A 12,611-nucleotide genomic window follows, 5' to 3' on the forward strand; every position below is an offset into this window, starting at 1 on the left:
GTGAAGTGTTTACCGAACATTCGGTCAGTTGACAAGGGAGACCTGCGTTGGAGAGCGCGCGTCGCATGATGGACGCCGACACCGCCTCCGCCGCCCTGGGCATCGAGCTGACGGAGCTCGGCGAGGGCCGGGCGGTGTGCCGCATGACCGTGACCGACCAGATGATCAACGGGCACGACCTGTGTCACGGCGGCTACGTGTTCCTGCTGGCCGACACCGCGTTCGCGTGCGCCTGCAACAGCCACGGCCCGGTGACGGTGGCGGCGGGCGCGGAGATCACGTTCGTCTCCCCGGCCCACGCGGGCGACGTGCTGGTGGCCGAGGCCGCCGAGCGCACCCGCTACGGCCGCAGCGGCATCTACGACATCACGGTGCGCGGAGCGGCCGGCCGGGTGGTCGCCGAGTTCCGCGGCCGCAGCAGAGAACTGAGACAGGTGGAGGGCTGATGAGACTCGGCGATCCCCCCGCGCCGGAAGATCTCGATCCCATCGAGCGGGCGTCCCGCGACGAGCTCATGTCGATCCAGTTGGAGCGGCTCCAGCGGACACTCACTCACGCCTACCAACATGTCCCGATTTATCGGCAAAAATTCGACCAGGTGGGCGTGCATCCGAGCGACTGCAAAGAGCTCGCCGACCTGGCGAAGTTTCCCTTCACCACCAAGCAGGACCTGCGCGACACCTACCCGTTCGGCATGTTCGCTGTCCCGCGCGAGCAGGTGGCCAGGATCCACGCCTCCAGCGGCACCACGGGCGCGCCCACCGTGGTCGGCTACACCAGGCACGACCTGGACGTCTGGGCGGACGTCGTGGCCCGCTCGATCCGCGCCTCCGGCGGCCGGCCGGGCGACATCGTGCACGTGGCCTACGGGTACGGCCTGTTCACCGGCGGGCTGGGCGCCCACTACGGGGCCGAGCGGCTGGGCTGCACGGTGGTGCCGGTCTCCGGCGGCATGACTCCCCGGCAGGTCCGGCTCATCACCGACCTGCGGCCCGACATCGTCATGGTCACGCCGTCGTACATGCTGGCCCTGCTGGACGAGTTCGAGCGGCAGGGCCTGGACCCCCGCGCGTCCTCACCGCGGATCGGGATCTTCGGCGCCGAGCCCTGGACCGAGCGCATGCGCGCGGAGCTCGAGGACCGCTTCGACCTGCACGCCGTGGACATCTACGGCCTGTCGGAGGTGATCGGCCCCGGCGTCGCGAACGAGTGCGTCGAGACCAAGGACGGCCTGCACGTCTGGGAGGACCACTTCTACCCGGAGACCGTCGACCCCCTCACCGGGGAGCCCGCGCAGGCGGGCGAGCTGGTCTTCACCAGCCTCACCAAGGAGGCCATGCCGGTCATCCGCTACCGCACCGGGGACCTGACCAGGCTGCTGCCGGGCACCGCCAGGCCCGCGTTCCGGCGCATGGAGAAGGTGACGGGCCGCACCGACGACATGATCGTCCTGCGCGGCGTGAACGTGTTCCCGACCCAGATCGAGGAGCTGGTGCTGTGCGTGGAGGGCCTGTCACCGCACTTCCAGCTCCACCTGACCCGCCCGGGGCGGCTCGACGTGATGACGGTCAGGGTCGAGGCCCGCCCAGGCCTCGCGAGCCGTGGGGAGGCCGGGGAGGCGCTGCGCCGGGCCGTCAAGGACACCGTGGGCGTGAGCGTGGAGGTCGAGGTGGTGGATCCGGAGACGCTGGAGCGCTCGGTCGGCAAGCTCAAACGAGTCATCGACAAGCGGGATAATTAAGACATGGCCTCTCCGACCCCCACCCGCCGGCGCAAGCGCGGACACGACCCGGAGTCCGTGCTGTCCACCGCCGTCGGCGTCTTCAACGAGCGGGGCTACGACGGGACGAGCATGGAGGACCTGGCCAGGGCTCTCGGCGTGACCAAGTCGGCCATCTACTACCACGTGCCGGGCAAGGAGCAACTGCTGGCGCGGGCGCTGGACCGGGCGCTCGACGGGCTGTTCGCGGTGGTGACCGACGAGCGCGCCGCCTCGGGACCCGCGATCGACCGCCTGGAGTGGGCGGTACGGCAGAGCGTGCGCATCCTCGTGGACCGGCTGCCCTACGTGACGCTGCTGCTGCGGGTGCGCGGCAACAGCCGCACCGAGCAGGCGGCGCTGGAGCGGCGGCGGGAGTTCGACAGGTTCATCAGCCACCTGGTCAAGGAGGCGGCGGCGGAGGGCAGCATCCGGCCGGACGTGGATCCGGCGCTGGTGACGCGGCTGCTGTTCGGCGCGGTGAACTCGATCACCGAGTGGTACCGACCGGCGCGCGGGGCCTCTGCGGACGACCTGGCCGACGCGCTGCTCAAGATGACCTTCACCGGCCTACGGGTCTAACGCGTCCCGCCGCGGAGGATCGACCTCGGGGGTCTCGGCGCCGCGGGGCAGCTTGACGCGCAGGTCGTTGCGTACGGCCTCGCCGAGTTTCTTGGTGGCGATGCGGTTGAGCGCGCCGCCGGCGATCGCTCCCGTGAGGAACGGGCCGAGCGTGGTCAGGTGGCGGCCGAGCGTCCGGAGGAGGCGGTTGCGCAGGGCGGTCTTGGTGGCCGCGCCGAGCGCCAGCGAGACGGACGTGGGCGTGAGGGGGTCGATGCCACGTTGTCTGGCCCATGCGGCCGTGAACGCGACCGCGCGCTGGGTGCCCGAGCCCTCGACGCGTACGCCGTAGACCTCGTGCAGTTCGGCCAGGAGCTTGACCTCGATGGCGGCGACGACGATGGTCTCGGCGACGAGTTGCGCGGGGGCGGAGAGCAGAAGGGGCGGTGCGGCGAACTCTGCCGCCGCGAGCGCTCCGCCGATGGCGCCGACCGTCATCGTGGCCTTCTGGGCGGTGCGCACCAGGTCGTCGGCGAGTTGCTCGCCGGTCAGGCCGTGATGGTGCTCGGAAAGGGTGTGCAGGTCCCTGATCGGGATGCGCGGCGCAATGTTGAGAAAGACGTCCGCCAGCCAGCGGCCCCGGCCCGCGCCTGTGGCGCGTGCCTTCTTGGCCCCCTGGGACAGCGCGCGGGCTAGTCGGCCGAGCAGCCTGCGGCGCTCGGCCGGCTCCAGCTCGCCGGGCGCGGTGAGCTTGCCTACGAGCTCGCCGACCTCGCGTTCGGGGCCGGCGACCTCGTTGTCTGGTTGCTTGTCCTGCTCAGGTACGGCCACGCGTTGCCTCCGTCCTCATGGTCGCGATCGCTCAAGGTCGGGCTTCGTCTCCCTACCCCGAGCATTTCGCTCCAGTCGATTAGGCGGCGCACTCCCGGCAGACCTGCTGGCCGTTCTTCTCGGAGGCCAGCTGGCTACGGTGGTGCACCAGGAAGCAGCGCGAGCAGGTGAACTCGTCGGCCTGACGGGGGATCACCCGCAGGGAGAGCTCTTCGTTCGACAGATCCGCACCGGGCAGCTCGAGCGACTCGGCCAGGTCGGTCTCGTCGATGTCAATGCTGCCAGACGACTTGTCGGTGCGCCGCGCCTGCAACTCCTGGAGGCTGTCCTCCCCCAGGTCGTCGTCTGTCTTGCGTGGGCTGTCGTAGTCGGTAGCCATTGTGCTTACTCCATCCCCCTCATCTATATGTCCTCGCGCTCATCGCGCGTCTTCTAACGTCCAGGAAGCCCATCTTGTGCCCGTTCCGCCGGGGAGATTTCCCATGGGTACCCCGCTGGAACGGACGACGAACCTCCCAACACGTCAGGGCCTGCTGCCGTCGGCAATGGTTAGCCAAATATGGCGAAACCCACAGCCTTGGCGCCATGCACCACCGTGTTCGACGGCACATCCAACCACATGTGCGGCGTGAATGAGACGCCCCCCACGCCTCAACACGGGCACCAACACACGGACGAACGTGCCGGAGCAAGACGATCTCAGCGTCTCGGGAGCCGAATGGTCACGACGAGCCCTCCACCATCACGTGGCACCGCGGCCACATTTCCACCGTGAGCCTGAACCACCGCACGAACGATGGACAGCCCCAGCCCCGATCCCTTCGCCGAATCCACGCGGTCCGCGTGGAGCCTCCTGAAGGGCTCGAACAGGCTGTTCACCTCGTACGCCGGGACATGCTGCCCTGTGTTGGCCACCTGAACAACCAAGGCACCGTCCGCCATTCCCGTCCGGATCCATACTTTTCCGTTTTCAGGAATGTTGTACTTGACCGCGTTCTCCAGGAGGTTGCTGACCGACCGCTCCAGGAGCACCGGATCGCCTATGGTAGGCGCGCTGACCAGTTCGGCCGTCACGGTTACCCCGTGCTCCTCGGCGAAGGCCGTCACCTGTTCCACGGCCGTCTGAGCGACTTCCCGGACATCGACCGGTTTGCGCACGGCGAGTTCGCGCTCGCTCCTCGCCAGCAACAGCAGTCCCTCGATGAGCTTCTCGTTACGCGCGTTGACTTCGAGAAGGGTACGGCCGAGCGCTTTGAGATCCTCGGACGCCTCGGGATCGGACAGGGCGATCTCCAGGACGGTCCGGTTAATCGTGAGGGGAGTTCGCAATTCGTGGGAGGCGTTGGCCACGAATCTGCGCTGGGTGTCGAAGGCGACGTTGAGCCGGGTGAGCATGGCGTCGAACGTGTCGGCCAGCTCCTTCAGCTCGTCGTTGGGGCCCTGCAGGTCGATGCGCTGATGGGCCAGGGTGCTTTCGGACAGCTTGCGCGCCGTCGCGGTCATCTGGGCCACCGGCCGCAGCGCCCGGTCGGCCACGAAGTAGCCGATGATCAGCGCCAGGATGCCGACGCCCATCAGCGCGAGCAGGGAGTTGCCGAACAGCGCGTCCCGCGCACGCTGGATCGCCAGCGCCTGCATGTTGTGCCAGGCGTTCTGGAGCTGCTCGTCCGCGCTGGGAGGCAGTCCCAGATCGATGGTCGGCCAGGCCCAGGTGATCGCCGACCCGACGATCATGTAGACCGACCCCAGCAGCACGGCGGCCGCCACGAAGACGAGCGCGCCGTACGTGAGCGTCAGCCGCCACCGGATGCTGACCTTGGCGGGCAGCTCCCTCATCCGCTCCATCGGCGTCCGCTGCACCGGCGACTGCTCGGGCGGCGGCGGGCCGTCCCAGGCGGGCGGCCCGCTGGGTGGTGGCGCCTGCTGCACGCGCGTCGCCTTCCTCGCCGAATGCGGGCTGATCATCGGATGCGTCGGCCCCGACTGGAGCTCCTCCGACCTCTCCATCACGGGGTCTCCCCCGCGACGGCCGTGCGGCGTTCAATGGATCGCCGTTTTCTCACAGTTTGTACCCAACCCCGGGCACAGTCTCGATCACCTGAGGCTCGCCCAGCTTCTTCCGCAGCGTCATCATGGTCACGCGGACCACGTTCGTGAAGGGATCGATGTTCTCGTCCCATGCCTTGTCCAGCAGGTCCTCCTGGCTGACCACGGCGCCCTCGGCCCGCATCAGCTCCTCGAGCACCGCGAACTCCTTCTTGGTCAGCACGACCTCCTTGCCGTCGCGCTCCACCAGCCGCTTGCCCGGGTCGAGCCGGATGCCGCCGCGCTCCAGGACGGGCGGCAGGGCGGGCGCGGAGCGGCGGCCGAGCGCGCGCACCCTGGCGACCAGCTCGATGAACACGAACGGCTTGGCCAGATAGTCGTCGGCCCCCAGACCGAGACCCTCCACCTTGTCGTCCACGTCGCCCGACGCGGTCAGCATCAGGATCCGCGAGGCGCTCCGCTGCTCCACCAGGCGACGGCACACCTCGTCGCCGTGGACCACTGGCAGGTCGCGGTCCAGCACGATCACGTCGTAGTCGATGTAGGAGGTCCGCTCGAGGGCGCCGCCCCCGTCGTAGGCGACGTCGACCGCCATGGCCTCGCGCCGCAGCCCGGTCGCGATCGCGTCGGCGAGCACCCGCTCATCCTCAACCACCAGCACCCGCACGCCTGATGCACCTCTCTCCGATTCTGGTCACTCATTCTGTCCACAGCCTCGATAAGCGCACGGTAAGGCATGTTCAGAGGTGGGTGACCCCCCGGTCAGGGAGAGGAGCACAAAATTCATGTTTCGGGGTGCGACGGGCCGGGGTATGCCTGCGGGACACCCATCGCCCGGACATCACCCGGCAATGGGCGTGCTTCGCCCAAGAGCATGGATCGGACCCCAGAGAGTAGGTGAGATGGGCGAGTTCACGACTACGATCGAACACCGCCTCGACCAGGCTTATAAGGGCCTTCGGGAGGCCCGTAGCGTCGGCGACGAATATCTCGCTGACACGCTCACCGCCGAGATCGAGGACCTGCGCAGGCTGGCCGACGATCACGGCATCCCGTTGCCCCGCTGACCAAGCGCGGACGGCCGGAGCCCGCGGGGGCTCCGGCCGTTCGCGTTCAGGCGTCCCGGTCCGGGTTCTGCGCCGCCAGCAGGTCGTGCAGTTCCTCGAAGAGCCCCGGCGCCGCGCAGAGCGCGAACTCCGGGCTGACCGGCCTGCCGTGCAGGCCTTCGAGCCTGGCCCCCGACTCGGTCGCCACCAGGCCGGCCGCGCCGTAGTCCCACGGGTTGATGCCGCGCTCGTAGTAGGCGTCCACGCGGCCCGCCGCGAGCGAGCACAGGTCGATCGCGCACGAGCCGCCGCGCCTGATGTCCCGCACCCGGGGCAGCACCGCCGCGACCACCTGGCCCTGGACCGCGCGCCTGCTCACCGCGTAGCCGAACCCGGTCGCCACCAGCGCCTGCGCGAGTGGCACGCCCGTGTTGCAGCGCAGCCGCTCCGCGCCGAGCCAGGCGCCCTCGCCGACCGCCGCGGTGTAGACCTCGCCGCGCGCCGGCAGGTTGACGACCCCGGCCACGACCTGTCCGTTCACCTCGACGGCGATCGACACCGCCCACTCCGGCAGGCCGTACAGGAAGTTGACGGTGCCGTCGATCGGGTCGACGACCCAGCGCACGTCCGAATCGCCGGGCTTCTCCCCGCCCTCCTCGCCGAGGATCCTGTCGCCGGGCCTGGCGGCCAGGATGCGCTCGCGGATGAGCTCCTCCGACGCCTTGTCCAGCGCGGTGACCACGTCGGTGGGGCTGGACTTGGTCTCGATCTCCTCGGACATCGTGGGCCGCTTGGCGAGCAGCATGTCGCCCGCCTCGCGTGCGATGTCCTCGGCCAGTCTCAGGAAATCCGTCATCAGGCCACCGAGTCCGGACGCTTCCACTCCTCGCCGAGCACGTGCTGGGCGAGGAAGGCGAAGACGGTCTCGTACCAGGCGACGATGTTGCCCGGCTTGAGGATCCAGTGGTTCTCGTCGGGGAAGTACAGGAACTTCGACTCGACCTCGCTGCGCCGCAGGTCCCACCAGAGCCGCAGGCCCTCGCCGATCGGCACGCGGTAGTCCTTGTCGCCGTGGATGACGAGGAGCGGGGTGGTGATCTTGCCGAGGGAGTTGTGCGGCGACAGGAGCTGGTACCGCTCGGAGCCGGGCTCGCCGAACTCGCGCTGCCAGTACATGGAGGCGTCGGTGGTGCCGGCGAACTGGTCGAGGTTCCACAGGGACGCGTGGGTGACGATGGCCTTGTAGCGGTCGCTGTGGCCGGCGAGCCAGTTGGCCATGTAGCCGCCGTACGAGCCGCCCATCGCGCCGATGCGCTCGCTGTCGATGTCGTCCCTGGCCAGGGCCACGTCGACGATCGCGTCGAGGTCGGCCTGGGTGCGCGGGCCCCAGTTGCCCCAGCCGCGGTCGATCATCTCCTGCCCGTAGCCGGTGGACAGGCACGGGTCCGGCATGAGCACGGCGTACCCGCGCTGGGTCATGAGCCACACCTGCCAGCGCCACTGCCAGTCGTTCCACGAGGCGACCGGGCCGCCGTGGATCCACAGCACGAACGGCGCCGGCTCGTCGGCCGAGGCGCCTTCGGGCAGCGCGAGCCAGCCGCGGATCGTGGCGCCGTCGTCGGCGGTGGCGGAGATCTCGGTCAGCGTGCCCGGCGCCTCGGGGCGCGGCCCGGGCGAGGGCAGGTCGACGATCTCGCCGCCGGCCACGTCGATCCTGGCCGGGCCGGGGGCGAGGGCGATGCCGCTGCGCAGCGCGTAGACGGAGCCGCCGTCGGAGGAGACGTTGAGCCCGGTGTACGCGGCGTCGTCCAGGGTGAGCCTGCTGCTCTCCCCGTCCAGCGGGACGCGGAAGACCGGGCGGCGGCCCTGGTGATCGGCCACGATGTAGACGGCCGAGGAGTCCGGCGCCCACTCGATGTCCGCGGGGAACAGGTCGGGCGCGTAGGCGCGGCCCTCGCCGGTGGCCACGTCGGCGATCCACAGCTCGCTGCGCGCCGAGACCTCCAGCCCGGTGAACCGGTCGCGGGCGCAGGCCACCCTGGAGCCGTCGGGCGAGATCGCGAGCGGGCCCGTGTAGTCGAAGCCGTCCTCGGTGAGCACCGTGCGCCGCTCGCCCGAGGCCACGTCGATGGCCACCAGGTCGGTACGGCTCTCGCCCTTCGGCAGGTACGTGCGCCAGGTCGTGAACACCGTGGCGCCGTCCGGGCTCAGCTCGAACGAGGCGTCCCGCAGCCCTTCCCCCGCGTCGGGGGTCAGCTCGCGCACGTCCTCCAGGCGGTCGCCGCCGAGCCTGGCGGCGAACAGCCTGGTGCGGCCCGGGCCGAGGTCGTGGTCCCAGAAGCGGATCGGGTAGCCCTCGTGCAGGATGGCGCTGATCCCGGCGTCCTTGCGGGCCTTGCGCCTGTCCTCGTCGGCCGCCTCCTCGCCGTCGAGCACGTCGGCGGAGAACACCACGACGTCGGCGGCCGTACGCACCGCGCCGACGCCGCCGGGGCGGGTGGCCACCTGGCGGGCCTCACCGCCCGCGCGGGGCAGCAACCAGAGCGCGGGCACCTCGTCGGAGGAGTCCTTGACGGTGGGGTCGGGGCGGGCGGAGGTGAACAGCACGTCGCCCGCGGCCGTGAAGACCGCGGCCGACTCGCCCTTGGCCGAGCGGGTCAGCCGGTAGGGCTCGCCGTCGACCGGAATCGCCCAGAGCGCGGTGCCGTAAGACTTGCCGTCGGGGTTGAGTGACTGGACTGTGGAGATCAACCTGGAGCCGTCGGGGGAGAGCTTCAGCGAGAGAACCCGGGGGATGGCCACGTAGTCGCGTATGTCATTGAATGCGCTCACTCAATCGAACCTACCTGTTCATGGCCTCACTCCGTGAGGCTGTGCTCGGTCGCTCGGGAGCCGTTGGCTTCCCTCGTCGCTCCCTCGCTGCAGAGACCTCCCGCACTCCTGAATACTGTGGTCACGTGGGAACATACGACGCGTTGCTGGTTCTGTCGTTCGGCGGGCCCGAGGGGCCCGAGGACGTGCTGCCGTTCCTGGAGAACGTCGTGCGCGGCAGGGGGGTGCCGCGCGAGCGGCTGCTCGAGGTGGCCGAGCACTACCAGGGCTTCGGCGGGGTCAGCCCGATCAACCGGCAGAACCGCGACCTGGTCGAGGCGCTGCGGCCGATCGCCGACGTGCCCGTCTACTGGGGCAACCGCAACTGGCACCCGTTCGGCGAGGACACCGTCCGTCAGATGAAGGCCGACGGGATCAGGAAAGCGGCCGTGTTCGCGACCTCGGCGTTCGCGGGCTACTCGAGCTGCCGCCAGTACTACGAGGACATCGCCAGGATCTCCGTCGAGGACGGCCCCGAGCTGGTCAAGATGCGCCACTTCGGCGACCACCCGGGGTTCGTGGCCGCGATGGCCGACCACACGCGGGCCGCGCTCGAACGGCTCGGCCGCGACGACGCCCGGCTGGTGTTCACCGCCCACAGCATCCCCGGCTCCATGGCCGAGACCGCGGGCCCCTCGGGCGGCCTGTACGAGGCGCAGCTCCGCAGGAGCGCCGAGCTGGTCAGCCAGGCGCTCGGCCGCACGCAGCCGTGGGACCTGGTGTGGCAGTCGCGCAGCGGCCCGCCGCAGGCGCCGTGGCTGGAGCCGGACGTCTGCGACTTCCTGCGCAAGACGGACACCCGTTCGGTCGTGCTGGTGCCGATCGGGTTCGTCTCCGACCACATGGAGGTCGTCTACGACCTCGACACCGAGGCCAGGCAGGTGGCCGCCGAGCTGGGGCTGCCCATGGAGCGGGCGGCGACCGCCGGCACGCACCCGCGCTTCGTCCAGATGGTGCGCGAACTGATGGACGAGCCCGAGCCCCTCCCCTGCGCGCTCACCTGCTGCCCCCCACCCCGCAGGCGCCCTCAGGCGTAGGTGCGGGCGTAGGCCTGGGCGATCCCCATGACCTTGTTCACGTAGTCCCACGAGTGGTTGTAGAACCAGATCGCCTTGCGTAGCTTCTCGCCGCCCTGGCCGGCGCCGTTGGCACACAGGTAGTTGGCGGCGCCGGGCACCGCGTCGTACGGGCTCCAGATGTCGGACTTGCCGTCCCCGTCGCCGTCCACGCCGTAGTGCTTCCAGGTGGCGGGCATGAACTGCATGGGCCCGAGCGCGCCCGCGCTGGACGGGCCGTTGTTGCGGCCGTGGCTGCTCTCCACCTGCCCGATCGCCGCCAGCACCGTCCACGACAGCCCCGGGCAGCGGGTGGCCGACGCCTTGTACAGGTCCAGGTAGCTGCCCGGGCGGCCCACGTTCACCGTCGTCTGGGGCTTCTGCTGCTTCGGCGTACGGTGCGCCGCGTCCAGCATGACGACCTGCGAGCCCTTGCCGAGCACCTTGCGCACCCCCGCCTCGCTGATCTTGCCGGCCTTGCCGTGCAGCAGCACCGCGACCCCCGGCGCGAACCCCAGCGACCTGCCCAGGTCCGCGCTCACCAGCCCGTCCACGCCCATGAGCCCGAGCGTGGCCGAGGCCGCCACGCGCAGCCGGGGACCGCCGTCCACCTGGTACATGCCGCCCAGGATCATCCCGAACTTGCGCATCGCGCCCGCGTCGGCCACCAGCTCGCCCCTGGCCAGCGCGCTCCACACGGCGGGCTGGTCGGCGACGGGCTGCGGCGTCCAGGAGCGGAAGTCGGCGGGATCGACGGCCAGCAGGTTCAGGCCGGTGCCGGCCACCTTGATCGCGCCCGCGTCCACCACGGCCACCTTCTGCACGTACTTCAGCCCGCTGAGCGCGAACCTCGTGGTCTTCGGCACCGTGCCCGCGGCGATGGCCAGCACGCGCGGCGGTGTCGCGGTTACCCCGGCGCCGCCCTGGCCGAAGTCCTTGACCGGCGCGGCCGTGGGCACGAGCTGGTCGAGGCGCGGCGAGGGCTGCTGCGGCCGCTGCGTGGGCTTCCTGCGCACCGGCTCGTTCGCGGTTTTGACCAGGTCGTCGCCCAGGATCACGACGACTCCGCCGGCCGCGGCCGTGACCACGAGCACGGCGGCGACCATGAGGATGACCGCGCGGAACGAGGGAAGACCGGACACTCGGGACACGTTAACCCACTCGGCCGCTAAATCACTTGCCATACGGACATACGGTGCGCCATGGTTACTTGGCTCAAGTAAGGGGGAAACGGCGTGGTCGGGCCTTACCGGGGATTGTTCGACGGGCCCGGCGTCAAGGGGTTCGTCCTGGCGGGATTCATCGGCCGTATGCCGATGTCCATGATCGGCATCGGGGTCGTGCTGCTGGTCTCCGCGCTCACCTCGTCGTACGCCACCGCCGGCGGCGTCGCCGCCATGACCAACCTGGCCTTCGCCGTGGCCGCCCCCATGTCGGGCCGCCTCGTGGACAGGTTCGGGCAGGGCCGGGTGATCCCGCCGTTCGCCGTCGTCAACGCGCTCGCGCTGGTCGCCCTGATGCTGTGCGCCGGGTTCGGGCTGCCCGACTGGACTCTGTACGCCTCGGGCCTGCTCGTGGGCGGCACCTCGCTGTCGCTGGGCTCGATGGTGCGGGCCCGCTGGTCGGTCATCCACGGCGGGTCGGGCAGGCTGCACACCGCGTTCGCCTTCGAGTCGGTGGTGGACGAGGTCATCTTCGTCACCGGGCCCGCGCTGGTCACGGTGCTGGCCACCGCCGTGAACCCGTACGCGGGGCTGGTCGTGGCCCTGGTCTGCATGCTCCTCGGCACCTTCGCGCTGGCGGCCCAGCGGCGCACCCAGCCGCCCGTGCAGCCGGTCAAGTCGACGGCGGGCACTCCCATCCTGATCCCCGGCATCGCCCTGCTGGCGTGCGTCTACCTGGCGCTGGGCGCCGTGTTCGGCTCGGTCGACCTGATCACGGTGGCCTTCGCCGAGGAGCACGGCGTGAAGGGCGCCTCCGGGTTCCTGCTGGCGGCGTTCGCGGGCGGGTCGATGGTGTCGGGGCTGTGGTTCGGGTCGCGGGACTGGAGGATCTCGCTGCGCGGGCGGTTCGTGCGGACGCTCGCGCTGTTCGTGGTGGGACTCATACCGATCATGTTCATCGGTGACGCGCGGATCATGGCGCCGGCGCTGTTCCTGGCCGGATTCGCCATCTCGCCGACGCTCATCACGGGCTTCTCGCTCACCGAGCGGCTGGTGCCTCCGTCCCTGCTCACCGAGGGCATGGCGTGGATCTCGACGTCGATCGGGTTCGGCGTGGCGGTCGGGGCGTGGGCCGGCGGGCGGCTCACCGAGATGTTCGGCGCGTCCAACGCGTACGCCTTCTCCTGGGGGGCGGCGATCCTGGCCGCGGCCGTGGGCATCGGAGGTTCGGGTTTGCTGAGACTTCCCGAGGCTCCTTCACCCGCCCAGAGTTGATCCG

At 70.2% G+C, this 12,611-nt stretch carries 13 protein-coding genes; 6 read left to right on the top strand and 7 right to left on the bottom strand.

Features of this window, described 5'->3' with window-relative positions; translation table 11 throughout:
* Positions 1–65: 65 nt before the first annotated feature.
* Genes paaI through ACWDRB_RS03025 form a run of 3 tightly spaced genes read left to right on the top strand, consistent with a single transcriptional unit; the run spans position 66 to position 2,341 of the window.
* Positions 66–446 carry a hydroxyphenylacetyl-CoA thioesterase PaaI gene (gene paaI / locus ACWDRB_RS03015; RefSeq protein WP_350723237.1) on the top strand — a complete coding sequence of 127 codons (381 nt, stop codon included), beginning with the start codon at positions 66–68 and terminating at the stop codon, positions 444–446.
* On the top strand, positions 446–1,741 hold the full coding sequence (gene paaK, locus ACWDRB_RS03020; protein WP_449891630.1) for a phenylacetate--CoA ligase PaaK: 1,296 nt from the start codon (positions 446–448) through the stop codon (positions 1,739–1,741). Before paaI ends, paaK begins: the two co-directional genes overlap by 1 nt.
* Before the next feature lie 3 nt (positions 1,742–1,744).
* Entirely contained in the window at positions 1,745–2,341 is a 597-nt protein-coding gene (locus ACWDRB_RS03025; protein ID WP_355194362.1) for a TetR/AcrR family transcriptional regulator, read from the top strand.
* Here ACWDRB_RS03025 and ACWDRB_RS03030 read toward each other — a convergent pair.
* The 4 genes from ACWDRB_RS03030 to ACWDRB_RS03045 form a co-directional block, all read right to left on the bottom strand.
* On the bottom strand, positions 2,330–3,151 hold the full coding sequence (locus tag ACWDRB_RS03030; protein WP_449891632.1) for a hypothetical protein: 822 nt from the start codon (positions 3,149–3,151) through the stop codon (positions 2,330–2,332). The genes ACWDRB_RS03025 and ACWDRB_RS03030 overlap by 12 nt on opposite strands.
* 79 nt (positions 3,152–3,230) lie before the next feature.
* Positions 3,231–3,530, bottom strand: a complete 300-nt coding sequence (locus ACWDRB_RS03035; protein WP_020542847.1) for a DUF4193 domain-containing protein — start codon at positions 3,528–3,530, stop codon at positions 3,231–3,233.
* Positions 3,531–3,850: 320 nt separating this feature from the next.
* Complete coding sequence (locus tag ACWDRB_RS03040; RefSeq protein WP_449891772.1) at positions 3,851–5,158, bottom strand: sensor histidine kinase; 1,308 nt, start codon at positions 5,156–5,158, stop codon at positions 3,851–3,853.
* A gap of 52 nt (positions 5,159–5,210) precedes the next feature.
* On the bottom strand, positions 5,211–5,864 hold the full coding sequence (locus ACWDRB_RS03045) for a response regulator transcription factor (protein ID WP_350722895.1): 654 nt from the start codon (positions 5,862–5,864) through the stop codon (positions 5,211–5,213).
* Positions 5,865–6,099: 235 nt separating this feature from the next.
* Between ACWDRB_RS03045 and ACWDRB_RS03050 the strand changes: the two genes are divergently transcribed.
* On the top strand, positions 6,100–6,264 hold the full coding sequence (locus ACWDRB_RS03050; protein ID WP_165959788.1) for a hypothetical protein: 165 nt from the start codon (positions 6,100–6,102) through the stop codon (positions 6,262–6,264).
* A gap of 46 nt (positions 6,265–6,310) precedes the next feature.
* Here ACWDRB_RS03050 and ACWDRB_RS03055 read toward each other — a convergent pair whose 3' ends face one another.
* Together ACWDRB_RS03055 and ACWDRB_RS03060 are read right to left on the bottom strand one after the other, a co-directional pair.
* Entirely contained in the window at positions 6,311–7,099 is a 789-nt protein-coding gene (locus ACWDRB_RS03055; protein ID WP_449891633.1) for an inositol monophosphatase family protein, read from the bottom strand.
* Positions 7,099–9,075 carry a prolyl oligopeptidase family serine peptidase gene (locus ACWDRB_RS03060; RefSeq protein ID WP_449891634.1) on the bottom strand — a complete coding sequence of 659 codons (1,977 nt, stop codon included), beginning with the start codon at positions 9,073–9,075 and terminating at the stop codon, positions 7,099–7,101. The genes ACWDRB_RS03055 and ACWDRB_RS03060 overlap by 1 nt, the downstream gene beginning before the upstream one ends.
* Before the next feature lie 125 nt (positions 9,076–9,200).
* Between ACWDRB_RS03060 and ACWDRB_RS03065 the strand changes: the two genes are divergently transcribed.
* Positions 9,201–10,151, top strand: coding sequence for a ferrochelatase (locus ACWDRB_RS03065; protein WP_449891635.1), 951 nt, complete (start codon positions 9,201–9,203; stop codon positions 10,149–10,151).
* On the opposite strand, the gene ACWDRB_RS03070 is transcribed toward ACWDRB_RS03065, so the two are convergent.
* Positions 10,142–11,311 carry a lytic transglycosylase domain-containing protein gene (locus ACWDRB_RS03070; protein WP_449891636.1) on the bottom strand — a complete coding sequence of 390 codons (1,170 nt, stop codon included), beginning with the start codon at positions 11,309–11,311 and terminating at the stop codon, positions 10,142–10,144. The genes ACWDRB_RS03065 and ACWDRB_RS03070 overlap by 10 nt on opposite strands.
* Before the next feature lie 93 nt (positions 11,312–11,404).
* Here ACWDRB_RS03070 and ACWDRB_RS03075 point away from each other — a divergent pair, with 93 nt between their 5' ends.
* Positions 11,405–12,607 carry an MFS transporter gene (locus ACWDRB_RS03075; RefSeq protein ID WP_449891637.1) on the top strand — a complete coding sequence of 401 codons (1,203 nt, stop codon included), beginning with the start codon at positions 11,405–11,407 and terminating at the stop codon, positions 12,605–12,607.
* The last annotated feature ends 4 nt before the right edge of the window (positions 12,608–12,611 follow it).

The organism is Nonomuraea sp. NPDC003707, assembly GCF_053587055.1.